We start from the raw sequence: 14,850 nt of genomic DNA on the forward strand, positions 1-14,850 counted from the left end.
CCGGCGCCCGCGGGGGGGCGGGGGCGGGGCCCCGGCGGGGGGGGGGGGGGGGGGGGCCCGCGCCCGCCCCCCCCCCCCACGGCCCTCTCGCCGTACGCGGGTGCCTACCAGATCTCCTCGACCCACTCCGGGTGGTCGATGAACGGGTTCCTGTTGTGCTGGTACCTGTCGAAGATCAGCTGGTTGCGGCGCTTCTCGAAGGCGTCCGGCGGGTCGCCCGCGCTCCACGCCTTGAGGACCGAGAGCTTGCCGATCGCGGGCGCGCTGCCGTTGTCGACGCGCTCGTTGGGCTCCAGGTCCGCGAAGCCGTCGCCGCCGTCGTAGCGCACGGCCATGTAGAGGATCATGCGGGCGACGTCGCCCTTGACCGCCGCGCGGGGCTCGAAGGAGTCGGAGTCGGTACGGCTGCCGGGGGCGCCGGAGACCGCACTGCCGCCGTTGTCGAAGTCCTTGTTGCCCCGGATGCTGTTGACCGTGACGTCCTCGGGCCGCAGGTGGTGCAGGTCGGTGCCGGGGCCCGTCGCGGTGCCGAAGTCGCCGTGGGACTTGGCCCAGACGTGCTCGCGGTTCCACTGGCCCGTGTTGCCGCCGTTGGAGCCCTTGCTCTGCGAGCGGCCCGCGTAGAGCAGGATCACGTTGGCGGTGTTCGCCGGGTCCTCGTCGGTGACCTTGAGGGCGTTCCACACGGCGTCGTACGAGATCTTGGTCTGCTTGCTGACGATGGTGTGCAGCGCGCTCTTGAGGGCGGGGCCCGTCTTGCCGACGGCGCCCTGGTAGTACGTGTCGTCGTAGGCGCCCGCCCCGGAGACGGCGGCCGGTGCGGCCTGGTCCGCCCGGGGCTCCTGGGCCTTGGGGGACGCCTGGGCCGTCGTGGCGACCGGGGCCGCGACGGCGACGAGCAGCGCGGCGGCGGCCAGCGCGTGGCGGCGGCGTATGTGCGGGAGTGCCATGGGGGTCCGTCCTTTCCCGGGGACGCTCGCGCGGGGGACGGCGCCTCCGTCCGTACGGCTGGCCGTACGACTGGCCGTACGGCTGCCCGTACGGCTGCCCGTACGGAAAGGAGAGGCGTTCTACGCGAGTTGACCGAGCGGTCCCGGGGAGCGTCGCACGGACCCCGACCTCATCGGGTGAACGTCCAGGGGCGGTTGCGTGACGTTGTCATGGACGCTACGAGATCGGGTGCCCGCCCCTGGTGGGGACGGGCGCCCTCGACCGCTGCCCCTAGGAACGGGAGCGCAGCCGGCGCCACGGGGTGAGCGCGAACACCGCGCCGCCCAGCAGCATCACGGTGCCCGCGACCAGGCCCAGCGCGCGCAGCGAACCGTTGTCGTCCGCGCCGGTCGCGGCGAGGCCGCCGCCGGACGCGTCGCCGCCGCCCGACGCCGTGCCCGAGTCGCCGCCCGCCGCGCCACCGGCCGCGGCACCGCCCGACGCGCTGCCGCCCGACGCACCGCTGCCGCCCGCCGCGCCGCTGCCGCCGGACGCGCCGCCCGGCTGGGGGGTCGTGTCCAGCTCCAGCGACGGCCGCACCGTGCCGTTCACGGTGCACGGGATGGTGATCTTCTGCCCCCCGAGGGTCACTTCGATGGTGAGCGCGCCCGGCGAGAGCGTCGACTTGCCCGCCGCGCCCGGCTTGTAGGTGCCGGTCATGTCGGACAGGTCGACGGGCTTGCCCGCCTCCAGCGGATCCTTGTTGGCGGGCCCCGCGACCGCGACGGCCCCCTTGTCGGCGCCGCCCAGGGTCACCGCCATGGAGGGCTTCAGGGCCCCCGCGGGAAGCGCGGCGGGGCTGTTCATGACGCCCTTGGCCGTCTTGACCGTGAGGTCGTAACTCCCCCCGTTCTTCTTGGCGTTGATCGTCACCTTGGAGTTGATGGCGGCGGGCCCCGGGGGCTTGCAGGCGTAGGCGACGGAGACCTCCTTGCCGGGGAAGTCGCTCTGCCCGCCGTCACCGCCGCCGGACGCGGTGCCGCCGGACGCGGTCGTCCCCGAGGTCGTGCCGCCCGCCGTGGTCCCGGACGTCGTGGTGCCGGACGTCGTGCCGCCGGACGCGCTGGTGCCCGACGTCGTGCCGCCCGACCCCGTCGTCCCCGACGTCGTGCCGCCCGAACTCCCCGAGCCGTCCGTCACCTTGATGGTCGCCGCGGCCTTCACCGCCTCCTTCGGCGCGCACTTGGTGTCCGTCGAGATCGGCTTCGAGACGTTGATCGTGTACTTGTCCGGGGTGAGCGTGACCACGCCCGCCTTCGTCAGCTTCAGCTTGCCCTTCATGTCGGAGAGCACCATCGGGCTGTTCTTGGGGATCGGCGGGTTCTGCCTGGGCCCCTGCATCTGGACGTCGGCGCTCTGCGCGCCGCCCGCCTTGAGCGTGCCGCTCGGCTGGACCGTGTCCTTGTCCAGGTTGAGCACGTCGGGGTTCTTCGACGCCGCCGCGACCGTCTTCCAGACGATCTCGACCTCGTCGCCGACCTTCGCCTCCGCCGGAGCGGTGATCAGCACCTTGGTGGTGCCCTGGACGGCGGGCAGCCCCGAGATCGGCGGGGGTATGCACTCCGTCTTGTACGAGACCTCTGCGGCGTCCGCCGGGCTCGCGGCCAGCATGATTCCCGCGCCGCCGAGCATCAGCGCGACTCCCGCCGCGCTCATCCTCCGTTGCGTCCTCACGGATGTCCCTTCTTGGTCGGGGCCGTCGGGGTGTCCGGTGCGGCGGGCGCCGACGGCCGTGTGGATCGCTTCTCTGACGGTGCGGAGTCAGCTGTGAACCACGGCAGCGGGGCCGTGGCGGGTGCGGTCGGCGGCTCCTCCAGCGGGGCGGGGGCCGACCGGCCGGACTTCGGGGGGCGTACGGACTTCGAGGGGTGTACGGACTCAGGGGGCCGTACGGACTCAGGGCGCCGCAGGAACCCCGGGCGGCGCAGGAACTTCCGGTACGCGGGCTCCCGCCGCACCGGCTTCCGGTGCGCGGACTTCCGGCGTACGGGCTCCGGCGGCGCCGCGCCCCTGGCCGCCGCGCCGTGGTCCGCCGCGCCCCGGTCCGCCGGGCGCGGGCGGATCCGGTCGACCACCGCGAGGCCCACGCGGAACACCGCGGCCGGGACCACCACGCACAGCAGGACCCAGAAGAGCGTCACGCCCCAGGGGCGGCCGACGCGCCAGGGCTGCTCGACGACCGTCCTGGGGCCGTACTTGAGCGAGACCTGGTAGTCGCCGTGGGCGCCCGCCGCGAGCCTGACGTCCAGCTCGATCCGCGCCCGCTCGCCGGGCGCGACGGTGCCGCGCCACTGGCGCTCCTCCCACTGCGGCGCGAACACGCCGTGCGCGGTGCCCAGTCGGAAGACGGGGTCCTCGACCGGGGCCGTACCCATGTTGCCGACGGTGAAGACGAGCCTGCGTACGGGCGGGGCGCCGAACCAGGTGAGGACGCCGCTCGATCCCTCCAGGCGGGCCGTCGCCAGGAAGGCGAGGCGCCCGGCGGCATCGGGCGCGGGCAGCGGCGCGGTCGGGTGGCCCGCGACGGCGAACACCGTGTCCACCACGGCCTGTCGACCGGTCACGGTCGCGACGTGCACCACGCAGGGGCAGGGCTTCGGCGGCTCGGCGACCGGGAGTTCCCTGGTGAAGGCGCCCTTGGCGTCGGTGGTGACGGCCCGGCCGTCGGAGTTGGCGCAGGAGTTGGTGCCGCCGATCACGCCGCGGTCCGGCGCGGACTGCCCGCAGATCAGCAGCATGAGCAGGGCCTTCGGGCGCCAGCCCGCGCCCTTGACCGTGATGTCGCCGCCCTTGCCCGCCTCCTGCCGGGAGAGGGTGACGACGGGCCCGGCGTCGGCCTGCCGCACCTGCGCCTGGGCCGCCGTCGCTCCGCCCAGCGGCAGCCAGAGCAGGGCGAGCGCCAGCAGCGCGGCCGCGACCGACCGGGGAACCGCCGTCGCGGCCGACCGGGAAACCACCGTGCCTCTCACTTCACCGCTCCCGTCAACTCGCCCTGTTCCAGATCCGCTTCGACGTCCACTTCGACGGGATCGCGGCCGTCGGCCGACTCCCGCGCCCCGCCGCGTGCGCGCAGCCGGGGCCACAGGAGGAACCGGCCCGCTCCCGCGAGTCCGGCGGCCAGCGCCCCGCCGACCGCCACCCACCACCACGTCACGAACGCCCCGGTCGCCCGCGCCTCGGCCGGCTCCGCGCCGGGCGCCGTCGCCGCGACCGTGACCGACACCCGGTCGAGCGTCGGCGCGCCGCCCGGCCAGCGCAGGGTCCCGGCGGCCCGCTCCCCCGGCGCCAGGGGCCGCGCCGCGCCCGCCGGGCGGTCCAGGCGCGCCCCGAAGATCCCGTCCACGCGCACGGCGACCCGGGGCGCGAGCGCGGTGTTGCCCCGGTTCACGAGCGTGTAGTGGACGCCCGCCCGGTCCGCGCGGACGCCCTCGACGGCGAGCGCCGCCAGGGCCGGGCCCTTGACCCGCAGGTGCAGCGGTACGCGCACCGCGCGGCCGCCCGCTTCGGCGACCAGCGCCCAACTCCGTTCGCCGGGCGCCGCGTTCCGCGCGACGGCCACCCCGAAGGGCACCTCGGCCCTGGTGCGCGGCGGCACGCTCACGCGCGGTGCGCGGAAGACCGCGCCCGCCCCGCTCAGCCGTACGGTCAACGGCCGCGCGCCCGGGTTGGTGAGCGCGATCCGGTCCTCCAGGACGGCGCCGGGCGCGCCCTCCAGGTAGAAGTACGGCCTGCCGCGCCCGCCCCCGTCGCCGCCCGCCGCGGGCCCCGCGCTCCAGGGCTCGCCCGCTGCCGCCGCCGGGTGCGGGACGGCGAGCAGCAGCGCGATGCCCAGGAGCGCAGAGGTCAGGAGCGCCCGGGTCAGGAGCGCAGGGGTCAGGAGCGGAAGGCCCAGGAGCGGGTGGCGCGCGGGGGCGCGGGGCGCGGTCGCCGGGGTGCGGCGGGGGCGGGGCACGGACGGCTCAGCCCGTACGGCGCTGACTCCGGCGGCTCAGCCAGAGCGCCCCGGCCGCCCCGGAGAGCAGCACGGTGCCGCCGAGGGTGCCGAGCGCCACGGCCGAGTCGAGCGGGCCGGTCTTGGGCAGTTCGCCGCCGCTGCCGCCCGAGCCCGAGGTCTGCGCGCCGCCCCCGGTCGAGCCCCCCGACCCGCCCGAACCGCCGGATCCGCCCGAGCCTCCGGACCCCCCGGATCCGCCCGACCCCCCGGATCCGCCCGAACCGCCGCTGCCCTGGACGTCCAGCTCCAGAGAGGGCTTCGGGTTGTTCGTCGGGGTGCAGGTGGTGACGGTGCCGAGCGCCTTGATGGTGAGGACGCCCGCCGTGAAGGTGACCTTGCCGGTCTTCTTCGGCGTGTACGTGCCCGACAAGTCGCTGATCTTGATGGGGGTGTTGGCCGGGATCGCCGCCGAGTTGGGGTCGCCGGACACCGCGACCGTACCGCCGTCCGCGCCGCCGACCTTGATGACCGCGCTCGGCTTCATCGCGCCGCTGCCCAGTTCGACCGGGCTGGAGGAGACGCCCTTCTGGAAGGACATCGTGAGCCTGTAGCCGCTGCCGCCCTTGACGGCCTTGATGTCGATCGGCGACACCGCTCCCTTGTCCCCGATCGGCGTCTTGCACTGGTAGTTGACGTCCACGACGTCGGCGTGGGCGGCGGGCGCCGTCAGCAGCACCACCGAGCCCGCCACCGCCGCAGCCGAGGCCAGGGCGAGAGTCTTCCGCTTCCGATTCGACACCTCACGCACCCCTCAATTTCTGACGACACATCAGATGGGGCGCTCAAGGTACGCCGGGTGCCTTGACGAAGGAAGACAAAGCGCGTGCCGGATCGGCCGGGGGCCGGGAGGAACCGCGGGGGCGGGCGGGGCGCGCGGGAAACGCGCTCGGGTGGGCGCCCCCTGCCGGGGCGCCCACCCGAGACGTTCGACCGCGACCGGGAAGGGTCAGCCCACGTGCCAGCACGCCGCGTCGTAGTCGTCCACCACTACGCTGCCCGCCTGGACGTGCGTCTTGTTCTGCCAGCAGCCGTGCACGTCGCCGCCGACGGCGCCCGCCGGGGAAGCGGCGAGGAAGCCGACCGCGAGCAGACCGGCCAGAGCGATTGAGATGCGCCGAAGCATGTCGTTCTCCTTCGAGTGAAGCGAGTGGGTGACTCGCATCGACTCTTCATCAGCCTCGGCCGCCCCGCACGTCGGGGCGCGCGACCGGGTGGCGCCCCGCGCCGGAGAAAACCGCGCGGACAGGCCCCTAGGCCGGGGCCGCCAGCTCCGCCCACACGGTCTTGCCCGGCTCCCCCGGGACCCGTACGACGCCCCAGTCCAGGCAGAGGCGCTGGACGATGAACATGCCGTGGCCGCCGGGGCGGCCCGCGCGGTGCGGGGTGCGGGGTGCGGGCTGGCCCGCGCCGCGGTCGGCGACCTCCAGGCGCAGCACCTTGCCGTCGCAGGTGACGCGCAGCTCCTCGGGGCCCTCCGCGTGCAGACAGGCGTTGGTGACCAGCTCGGAGACGACGAGCAGGACGTCCTCGGCCGCGGCCCTGCGGTCCGCGCCCGCCGCGGGCAGCCAGCCCCAGTCGTACAGCGCCTGCCGGGTGAAGTCACGGGCGAGCGGGACGATCCCGCTGGCCGACCCGAGCGCGAGCGTCCGCCGTCTGCGCTCGCCGCCCTCGGGCACCCGGTCCGTCACGGGGGCCGCGCCCCCGCTGGTGCCCCCGGGCACGGCCGAGTCGGCCGCGACCTCGTTCGGCTCGGGGCCGAGGTCGCCCGGCGGATGCTGCCGGGTGGTGCTCATCAGCGCTTCACCTCACCGATTCACCGTTCTGTCTGCCGTATCGCTCTGCTTGCGTCCCGCTCTGTGCTTCTGCGTCCGTGCGGGGCGGTTCGTTACCGCCGGGATTCTTCTGCCCGACCGAATCGGGACAACACCCACCTCGTGCACACGAGTCCAGTGACACGAGCAACACGCGTGGTGGGGAGAATCTTCCGAGTCACTCGCCGAGGGCGCCGTCGAGGGAGGCGTGGACGGTGAAGACCGCTTCCGCCCCGGTGATCTCGAAGACCCTGGCCACCACCGGCCGCATCGCCGCCAGGTGGACACCTCCCCCTGCCGCGTCCGCCCGCAGGCGGGCGCCGAGCAGCACGTTGAGCCCGGTGGAATCACAGAATTCGAGCCGTGAGCAGTCGACCACGAGCCGTGTCCGGCCCTGGTCGAGCGCATGCTCCAGAGGTTCGCGCAGCAGATCGGCGGTGTGGTGATCGAGCTCACCCACCACCGTCAGCACCTCGCTGTCGCCCTCGGTCCGAACCTCGACCCTGAGCCGGCCGCGATTCGCGCTGCCGACCGTCCCGCGGTCCATGCACGTCCCTCTTTAGCCTCGTCGTAAACCGTCGCTGGCGTCCACAAACACTACGCGTTCTTCACCACGCCCGGAAGCCGAAGACCTCCACAAATGCGGACAAACATCAATCATTGACACTTGCGACGGCACGTCAAAAACGGGTAGGGCTAGTAGGGACACCTTTCGACACGGCCGGCTTGGAGGCGCCGCACACCGCAGCAACACGTATGGGCATCGGCGGCCATATGCCGAGAACGATGGAGGACACCATGTCACCCCGGCTCGACGAATCGCATACCCAGCATGCGCCGTCGGCACTTTCCGTCCCGACTACCCGCAACTCCCCCGAGAACCGCTCGGCGACCGCGGCGCCCTTGGCGCCACCGACGCCCGTGGCCCCTCAACCGCCCGAAGTGCCGGACGCGTTGGCGGATCTCCCCGAGATCCCCCCGTACGGCGAGGTGGACGCGCTCGACGCCAGAGCGCTGTCGAAGACGCTCTTCGCCCGCCTCGACGCCTTGGAAGAGGGCACGCACGAGTACGCGTACGTCCGCAACACGCTCGTCGAACTCAACCTCGCGCTGGTGAAGTTCGCGGCGTCCCGGTTCCGCTCCCGCAGCGAACCGATGGAAGACATCATCCAGGTCGGCACCATCGGCCTGATCAAGGCGATCGACCGCTTCGAGCTCAGCAGGGGCGTCGAGTTCCCCACCTTCGCCATGCCGACCATCGTCGGCGAGATCAAGCGCTTCTTCCGCGACACGAGCTGGTCGGTCCGCGTGCCGCGCCGGCTCCAGGAACTGCGCCTGGACCTGGCCAAGGCGGGCGACGAACTCGCCCAGCAGCTCGACCGCTCGCCCACCGTGGGCGAACTCGCCGAACGGCTCGGCATCACCAAGGAAGAAGTCGTCGAGGGCATGGCGGCCAGCAACGCGTACACCGCGAGCTCGCTGGACGCGCAGCCCGACGAGGACGAGACCGAGGGCGCGCTCGCCGACCGCATCGGCTACGAGGACCACGGACTCGAAGGCATCGAGTACGTCGAGTCGTTGAAGCCGCTGATCGCGTCGCTCCCCGCCCGCGACCGCAAGATCCTCAGCCTGCGCTTCGTCGCCAACATGACGCAGTCCGAGATCGGCGAGGAGCTGGGCATCTCGCAGATGCACGTCTCGCGGCTGCTCTCCAGGACCCTCGTGAAACTCCGCAAGGGGCTCACGCTGGAGGAGTGAGGGCGCCGCGCACGGCACCGCACCGGCACCGCACGGCACCGCCTGCGGAGGGGCCCGTCCCTCGGGGGACGGGCCCCTCCGCATTGTTGACGAACCGGCAGGGACTGGGCCACATTGGGCGAGCCGGGGGGTTCTGGGGGGAACACAACATGGCTCTCGTTCGTGCGAAATCCGCGTACTCGGAGCTGGAAGCCGCCATGCGGCACAGAACGGGCCGCGCCGCGCTCTACGTGCCGTCGTGCAGATTCGGGCTCTACCTCGCGCTGCGCCACTGGTGCGCGCCGGGCGGCCGCGTCCTGATGTCCCCGGTCAACGACGACGTCATCTTCTTCGTCGTACTGGCCGCCGGACTGCGCCCCGTCCAGGCGCCGCTCGACCCGCGCGACGGCTCCATCGACCTCGCGGCCGTCCCCGACGACGTCTGGGGCTCCCTCGCCGCCGTCCTCACCACCAACCTGTACGGCAACCCCGACCCGGCGCCCCGCCTGCGCGCCAGATGCGACGAGTCGCGCATCCCCCTCGTCGAGGACGCGGCGCACGCCATCGGCAGCGAGGTCGGCGGCAGACCCGTCGGCTCCTACGGCGACGCCGCCCTCTACAGCCTCTCCAAGCACACCGCCGCCAAGGCGGGCGGCTTCCTCACCCTCGCCGACCCCTCGCTCGCCGACGAGTTCGCCCACGCGCGCGACGCGCTGCTGCGGCCCGTGCGCCCCACCGCCGAACTCGCCTACTGGCTGCGGCCGCACGCCGAAGCCGCCGTGCGCGGCCTGCGCCTGGCCCCCGCCGCGCGGGCGGCCCAGCGGCTCCTCGGACTCCAGGAGCGCGCGGACATCCGGATGCCGCTGCGCGCGGGCGAGTTGAAGCGGGCCCTGGAGGCCGCGCCCTCGCTGGACGCCTTCCACTCCTGGGTACGGGTCGACATGCACGACTACCGGATCGGCGCCGGAGCCCCGCGCAGACGCCGCATCGCCCACCGCCTCGCCCGGCTCGACGCGACCCTCGACGCCCATCTCGCGGGCACCGAGCGCCTGTTGGCCACGCGCTGGGCCGCGCCCGGAGCCGTACCCCGCCCGCTGTTCAGGGTGCCGCTGCTCGTCGCCGACCGGGACGCCGCGATCACCGCACTCGCCCGCGCCCGGATCACCGTCGGCTACCTCTACGACCCGCCCCTGGACGCGTACGCGGGCGAGGCGTTCACCGACGCGGCCGGCCCCGCCGAAGGCGCCCGCTGGTTCGCCCGGCACGCCCTCCCGATCGACCCGCTGAAGGCGGACGCCGCCGTCCGGGTCCTCACCGCCCTGGGCGCCGAGCCCGCGAGGGGCGGCCCCCGCGGTGGCTGACCCCATGGTGGCCGACACCGCCCGGCCGCACGGCGAGGCCGCACCGGCGGACACGGCCCCCGGCCCGGGGGCCGCCGGCCGGGGCGCCTCAGGCGACTCCATGTTCCGCAACGCCTACGCGCTGATGCTCTCCACGGGCGTCTCCGCCGCGCTCGGGCTCGGCTTCTGGCTGGTCGCCGCCCGCTACTACACCGAGGACGCCGTCGGGCAGGGCTCGGCGGCCATCGCCGCGATGCGGCTCCTGGCGTCCGTGACCGCCACCACGATGATCGGCGCCGTCGTGCGCTACGTCCCCAGGGCGGGCCGCGCAACCGGCCCCCTCGTCGTCCGCCTCTACCTCGTCAGCTCCGTCGTGGTCGTCGTCGCCTGCGTGGTCTTCCTGCTCACGCTGGACCTGTGGGGACCCTCCTACCGGCCGCTGGGCACGCTCTCCGCCGGGCTCGTCTTCACCGCCGCCTGCGCCGCCTGGGCAATCCTCACCCTCCAGGACGGCGTCCTGACCGGCCTGCGCAAGGCCGTCTGGGTGCCGGTCGGCAACGCCGTCTTCTCCATCGGCAAACTGCTGCTGCTCGCCGTCTTCGCCACCTCGGTGCCGGTCCTCGGCGTCTTCGTCTCCTGGGCCGCGGCCATCGCCCTGTCCACCGTGCCGCTCGGCTGGCTGGTCTTCCGCAGGCTCATCCCCCGGCAGGCCGCCGCCGAACGCGACCGCGAGCCGCCCGGGATGCGCGAGATCGGCCGCTTCCTCGCCGGGGACTCGGTCGGCGCGCTCTTCAGCCTCGCGATGATCAACCTGCTGCCGGTGATGGTCGCCGTGCGGTTCGACGCGGCGCACAACGGCTTCTTCTACATCGCGTACACCGTCGGCGGGACCATGGAGTTCATGGCCATCAACATGGCCTCCTCGCTGACCGCCCACGCCTCCCACAGCCCCGGACAACTGGCCGAGGGCGTACGGGGCGCGCTGCGCCGCATGGCGTACCTGCTGGTGCCGGTCGTCGTGGTGCTCGTCGCCTTCGCCGAGCAGATCCTCGCGCCCTTCGGCCACGACTACGCCGACCACGGCGCGCTCGTCCTGCGCCTGCTCGCGGCGGCGGCGCTGCCGAGGGTCGTCGTCGAGCTGTACATCGGCGTGCTGCGGGTGCAGGGGCGGACGGGCGCGCTCGCCGTGCTCCAGGGCGCGATGTGCGCGCTGGTGCTGGGCAGCGCGGCGGCGCTGCTCGGGCCGCTGGGGATCGCGGGCGCGGGCTGGGCGATGCTGCTCAGCATGACGCTGGTGGCGGTGGCGTCGGCGGTGGGCATGCGGATCGCCCTGTCCGACGGCCGTACCGGGGTGCGGTGGCGGCCGGGCGTGGGGCCTTGGGCGGGAGTGAAGGCGGGGGCGGGGGCTCGGGCTTCCCGGCGCGCGGGGTCGGACGGGGCCGACGAGTTCGGGACGAGTTGGGCCCGGATGGCGGCGGAGCGCGCTCGGGAGCGGCGGGGCGCGGCGTACAGCGCGGACTGGACGGGCACGGACTGGCCGTCGGGCACGGCGTACTTGCGGGGCACGCACGACACGGTGACGCCGGCGTTCGGGATACCGGTGTACGTACGGCGGGAGGCGGAGCCCGTACGGGGGTCCGGGGGCGTACGGGAATCCGGGGGCGTACGGGGGGAGGCGCCGGCCGCCCGTACCGGTGCCGACGCCGGTGGGGACGAGGCGCTGCTCACCGACGCGCTGTGGCTGCTGCTGGGGCTGGCTGCCGGGCTGTTCTGGGTGCCGCTGTCGCGTGCGGTCGACCTGCACGGGGACCACCGCCTGACCGGCGGCGAACTGGTCGACGCGCTGCCGCCCGTGACGCTGACGGCGGTGGGGCTGCTGATCGTCGTGTACTGCGCGGCGGTCGCGCTGTACCGGCCGCGGGCCGTGCTGCTGTGCGCGTCGCTCGGGGTGACGGTGGCCGCACTGCACTCGGCGCCGCTGTTCTTCGGCATCGAACCGTACGCGGCGTCCCGGCACTGGCACGGGCCGCTGGCGGAGTTCGTGGCGGAGGTGGCGGGGTTCCCGGACGCGGCGGGGGTGCTGAGGGGGCTGCCGTACGTGCTCCAGGGCCTGTGCCTGGCCTTGGCGGCGGTCGCGCTGCACAACACGGGCGCGAACTGGCGGGTGAACGCGGGCGTGGTGTGGGCGCTCGGGGTGGCGGGCTGGGCGGCGCAGGAACGCTTCGCGGAGGTGGGCCTGCCGGTGTTCCTGGGGTTCTTCGCGGCGGGGGTGGGGTCGGTGGCGTACCGGAAGTGGCGGTAGCGGGGCGGTCCCCCGAGGGCGGCGTGCGTCGCGTTCGCGATCAGGTGCCGCACATCACTCCGGAAGCGAAGGGTTCGTGGCGACAAGGGAGTTGGACTTCACGTACTCTCCACACGTGCCGCCGTTCAGTGCAATGTCACATTGCAACGGCGTGTGCCGTATGCGGCAGCGACTGCCGCCAAACGACACCTCTCAACAGGGAGAGACACCCTCATGTCCCGTACCGCTCTGATCGCCACCGCGACCATGGGCCTGGCCTTATTCGGCGCCGTCCCGGCCACCGCCGCGCAGACGCCTGCCGTCGCCACCACCGCCGCCGCCGCCACCAGCGCTGCCACCACCGTGACGTGCAGCCCCTTCGCCATCCGGGCGGGCCTGGCGACCGAAGTGTGCGTCGAAGTCACCGGCAACAACGTGCAGTTGTACGGCGAGATATCCCTCGCGGGCCCGCCCAGTCCGGGCTACCCGATCCCGGTCAAGGACCTGACCACGACTCTCACCGGCAACGTCACCGGCGGCGCGTTCCTCGGCCAGCTGGTGAAGCCGGTCCGCTTCCATGCCTCGACCGTCCGAGTCAGCGGCATCAGCGACACGGTCCCCTGCGGGTCGACGGTCCACGCCGAGTTCACCTCGACCGCGCTGGGCTACCCCGCGGTACCGGTGATCGTGGACGCGCCGGTCGCCTGCTGACGGGGGCCGCGTAGGGCCCCGGTGCCTCGGGGCGGCGTCTTTTTGCGCAGTTCCCCGCGCCCCTGGGTGGATGGGGTGACCCGGTCGGTCAATGGATTACCCGGGGGGCCGGGGGCGCTCCAGGGTGCACTCCTCAGATCACGAGCCGGAACCGTCTCGACTCCTGGATAACCCCGGTCTTGGCTCGTGCTCCTGCGGGGAGCACCCTTCCGACCCCCACCCCGGGGTACCCATACGATCCCGGTGTGAACGGGCCCCGTCAGGGGCGCGGGGAACTGCGCGAGGGTGGGGCAGATGCCGCGCGTTCCCATCCCGCGGCAGCGGGCTCGCCACCGGCAGGTTTTCGGGAAGGGGTGGGGAGGGGCCCTGCCCGCCGCAGGCGAAAGGCGGCGCCCCGGGGCCCGCCCACCTACACCCGGGCGGGCTCCCCACGCTGGTAGAGCGGCAACCGCATCCCGAACTCGTAGGCGCGGGCGGCGGCGCGGATGCGGGCGGCCTGGTACGGGAGTGCGTGCTTGTCCAGGTCGCCCATGGGGACCCACCGCAGCGCGGACAACTCGGCGATAGCGTTCTCCGGAAGGCGCACGGCACGGGCCTCCTGCGGGGTGAGGATGCCGCCGTCCACGACGATGTTGATGCCCTCGGCGCTGTCCTCGTGCGCGGGCATCTGGTCGATCATCAGCGCGTGCGAGATGTGGCGGCGCAGCCCGGTCTCCTCAAACAGCTCCCGCGCGGCAGCCGCCGCCACCGTCTCGTCCGGATGCGCGCCGCCGCCGGACAGTTGCCACCCGAGGCGGCTGTCCGCGTGCTTGTACGTCGGCTTCACCAGGAGTACGGACCCGTCCTGGTCGCGGACGAGGACGACCGCGCCGATGCGGCGGCGGGGCGGGTTGGCGGGGTCGATGTCGGCGTGCGCCATGGGCATTCCGTTCTCCGGTGCGGGGATCTGGTGGTGTCCGGGATGCTCGGCGAACAGTTCGCACGAGCCTGTGCAGGGGTCCATGACCTGGACACGGGTGTCGGTGTGCCGCCAGCGCGCCCACACCGCACGGCCGGAGGGGCCGGGCAGGAACAGCAGGTGCGCGGCGTGGTCGGCACCGCCGTGCCAGGCCAACTCGCATTCCAGGGAGGGCAGTACGTCCTCCGGTACGGCGTCCCCGCCCGCGAGTTCGACGGCACGGCCCAGCAGTGGGGGCGTGTAGAAGAAGCGTTCGGAGCAACGGTTCACGAAGGGGCCCCCAGAGACTTCATGGGCGTGCGAGGGGTGCGGCGAGGAGCCAGCCGATCGCGGCCCACGCCGCGAACGCGGCCGCGAAGACGAGCGCCGTGCGCACGTGCCTCATGGGTGGTTCGGGCAGGGCACGACCCACAGGGCGTACGTCCCGGTGTGATCGGCCGCCCCCAGGACGAACTGCCGCCCGGCGCGCAGCCGGTCGTACGCGGTGCGGCGCTCCTCGGGGTCCGCACACCAGGCCCGTAACTCCGCTGGAGCGCTGGGCAGTTGGGTCAGGGACCCGCTCGTCATCAGCGCGCCGCGCTGCGCGGGGTCGAGCCAGTGGACGTCGGGCGCCGGGTCGAGGCCGTCCGCGATGCGGAGCGCCTGATCGGCCAGCCACCCGATCATCAGCCGGACGTCCGGGGTACGGAACGCCCCGAGCACGACCCGCGCGGTCCCGCCGCCCACGGGGCCCGTCGCGACCACCTCGGCGCGGTACTCGCAGTCGGCGTCGGGCCGGTGTTTTCCCCGGAGTTCGGGTTCCCTTGTGAGCTCCGCGTCCGTAGGGCACGCGGGGTACGTCGCACCGCTCGGTGCGGGTCGGAGCGCCATGGCCGCCTTCCGGGTCGTCTCTCAAGTGCGGGCAATCGGGCGTTGTTCCAGGGAAGCGGGAGAAGCGGCCCCGCACCACGGCAAAAAAGCCGCAGTACCGCCGCATCCGTACCGCACTGGCTACGCTGACCAGGGACGACGCATCCGCATCAAGGGAG

15 protein-coding genes are annotated in these 14,850 nt (G+C 73.6%); 5 read left to right on the forward strand and 10 right to left on the reverse strand.

Annotated features, from left to right (window positions below; genetic code table 11):
* Window positions 1–104: 104 nt before the first annotated feature.
* Window positions 105–935, reverse strand: coding sequence for an endonuclease I family protein (locus tag ACIBNE_RS06170; protein ID WP_399271238.1), 831 nt, complete (start codon window positions 933–935; stop codon window positions 105–107).
* Window positions 936–948: 13 nt separating this feature from the next.
* Here ACIBNE_RS06170 and ACIBNE_RS06175 point away from each other — a divergent pair, with 13 nt between their 5' ends.
* Complete coding sequence (locus ACIBNE_RS06175; RefSeq protein ID WP_399270198.1) at window positions 949–1,083, forward strand: hypothetical protein; 135 nt, start codon at window positions 949–951, stop codon at window positions 1,081–1,083.
* A gap of 138 nt (window positions 1,084–1,221) precedes the next feature.
* On the opposite strand, the gene ACIBNE_RS06180 is transcribed toward ACIBNE_RS06175, so the two are convergent.
* From ACIBNE_RS06180 to ACIBNE_RS06210, 7 genes are all read right to left on the reverse strand, one after another.
* Window positions 1,222–2,646 (reverse strand): hypothetical protein, encoded by a 1,425-nt coding sequence (locus ACIBNE_RS06180; protein ID WP_399270200.1) that lies wholly within the window; start codon window positions 2,644–2,646, stop codon window positions 1,222–1,224.
* Between the two features lie 14 nt (window positions 2,647–2,660).
* Complete coding sequence (locus tag ACIBNE_RS06185; protein ID WP_399270202.1) at window positions 2,661–3,959, reverse strand: hypothetical protein; 1,299 nt, start codon at window positions 3,957–3,959, stop codon at window positions 2,661–2,663.
* Entirely contained in the window at window positions 3,956–4,942 is a 987-nt protein-coding gene (locus tag ACIBNE_RS06190) for a hypothetical protein (RefSeq protein ID WP_399270204.1), read from the reverse strand. The genes ACIBNE_RS06185 and ACIBNE_RS06190 overlap by 4 nt, the downstream gene beginning before the upstream one ends.
* 7 nt (window positions 4,943–4,949) lie before the next feature.
* Window positions 4,950–5,723, reverse strand: coding sequence for a peptidase (locus ACIBNE_RS06195; protein ID WP_399270206.1), 774 nt, complete (start codon window positions 5,721–5,723; stop codon window positions 4,950–4,952).
* 207 nt (window positions 5,724–5,930) lie between these two features.
* A complete protein-coding gene (locus ACIBNE_RS06200; RefSeq protein ID WP_399270208.1) occupies window positions 5,931–6,107 on the reverse strand; it encodes a hypothetical protein in 177 nt (58 codons plus the stop codon).
* A gap of 127 nt (window positions 6,108–6,234) precedes the next feature.
* Window positions 6,235–6,777, reverse strand: coding sequence for an ATP-binding protein (locus tag ACIBNE_RS06205; RefSeq protein WP_399270210.1), 543 nt, complete (start codon window positions 6,775–6,777; stop codon window positions 6,235–6,237).
* Between the two features lie 196 nt (window positions 6,778–6,973).
* Window positions 6,974–7,342, reverse strand: a complete 369-nt coding sequence (locus tag ACIBNE_RS06210; protein ID WP_399270212.1) for an STAS domain-containing protein — start codon at window positions 7,340–7,342, stop codon at window positions 6,974–6,976.
* Window positions 7,343–7,581: 239 nt separating this feature from the next.
* Here ACIBNE_RS06210 and ACIBNE_RS06215 point away from each other — a divergent pair, with 239 nt between their 5' ends.
* The 4 genes from ACIBNE_RS06215 to ACIBNE_RS06230 all read left to right on the forward strand — a co-directional run bounded on the left by ACIBNE_RS06215 (window position 7,582) and on the right by ACIBNE_RS06230 (window position 12,864).
* Window positions 7,582–8,553: an RNA polymerase sigma factor SigF gene (locus tag ACIBNE_RS06215; RefSeq protein WP_399270214.1), complete on the forward strand. Its 972-nt coding sequence runs from the start codon at window positions 7,582–7,584 to the stop codon at window positions 8,551–8,553.
* A 149-nt stretch (window positions 8,554–8,702) separates the two neighbouring features.
* Window positions 8,703–9,893 (forward strand): DegT/DnrJ/EryC1/StrS family aminotransferase, encoded by a 1,191-nt coding sequence (locus tag ACIBNE_RS06220; RefSeq protein WP_399270216.1) that lies wholly within the window; start codon window positions 8,703–8,705, stop codon window positions 9,891–9,893.
* Window positions 9,894–9,897: 4 nt separating this feature from the next.
* On the forward strand, window positions 9,898–12,174 hold the full coding sequence (locus ACIBNE_RS06225; protein WP_399271239.1) for a lipopolysaccharide biosynthesis protein: 2,277 nt from the start codon (window positions 9,898–9,900) through the stop codon (window positions 12,172–12,174).
* A 213-nt stretch (window positions 12,175–12,387) separates the two neighbouring features.
* Complete coding sequence (locus ACIBNE_RS06230) at window positions 12,388–12,864, forward strand: hypothetical protein (protein ID WP_399270218.1); 477 nt, start codon at window positions 12,388–12,390, stop codon at window positions 12,862–12,864.
* 409 nt (window positions 12,865–13,273) lie between these two features.
* Here ACIBNE_RS06230 and ACIBNE_RS06235 read toward each other — a convergent pair whose 3' ends face one another.
* Both ACIBNE_RS06235 and ACIBNE_RS06240 read right to left on the reverse strand, forming a co-directional pair.
* Window positions 13,274–14,092 carry an NUDIX domain-containing protein gene (locus tag ACIBNE_RS06235; RefSeq protein WP_399270220.1) on the reverse strand — a complete coding sequence of 273 codons (819 nt, stop codon included), beginning with the start codon at window positions 14,090–14,092 and terminating at the stop codon, window positions 13,274–13,276.
* Window positions 14,093–14,203: 111 nt separating this feature from the next.
* Window positions 14,204–14,692 (reverse strand): hypothetical protein, encoded by a 489-nt coding sequence (locus ACIBNE_RS06240; protein WP_399270222.1) that lies wholly within the window; start codon window positions 14,690–14,692, stop codon window positions 14,204–14,206.
* Window positions 14,693–14,850 lie beyond the last annotated feature (158 nt).

Origin of the sequence: Streptomyces sp. NPDC050504 (genome assembly GCF_044458065.1) — a bacterium.
Lineage (GTDB): Bacteria > Actinomycetota > Actinomycetes > Streptomycetales > Streptomycetaceae > Streptomyces.